This is a genomic window from Verminephrobacter aporrectodeae subsp. tuberculatae At4 (assembly GCF_000193225.1).
Taxonomy (GTDB): Bacteria; Pseudomonadota; Gammaproteobacteria; order Burkholderiales; family Burkholderiaceae_C; genus Acidovorax; species Acidovorax aporrectodeae.
Window position 1 is genome coordinate 1 of the sequence record NZ_AFAL01001064.1, and the last position, 415, is coordinate 415.

A 415-nucleotide genomic window follows, 5' to 3' on the forward strand; every position below is an offset into this window, starting at 1 on the left:
CGAAACGGTGGACCGCGCGCTCGCGCAGCCGGCCCTGCGCCGCTACCTCGGGCGCCTGATGCACGAGGAGATCGAGCCCACGCTGCCCGCGCTCGCCGGCCTGGACGTCGCCGCCTACCGCGCGCGCCTGTTGGAGCGCTTCGCCAACCCCGCGCTCGCGCACCGCACGGCGCAGATCGCCATGGACGGCTCGCAGAAACTGCCGCAGCGCCTGCTCGCCGCGGTGCGCGAGCGGCTCGCCGCCGGGGCGCCGATCGGGCTGCTCGCGCTCGCCGTGGCCGCCTGGCTACAGCACCTGCGCGGCCGCGACGAACACGGCCAGGGCTACGCCATCCACGACCCGCTCGCCGACGCGCTGGCGCAGCAGCAGGCGCTCGCCGACGCCGCCGCCGATACGGGCGGCGACCCCGCGCAG

The 415-nt window shown here is 77.6% G+C and carries 1 protein-coding gene; it reads left to right on the plus strand.

All coding sequences use genetic code 11. The features are described from left to right. On the plus strand, window positions 1-415 hold a 415-nt coding region (locus VTU_RS30430), incomplete at both ends, for a mannitol dehydrogenase family protein (RefSeq protein WP_010110772.1).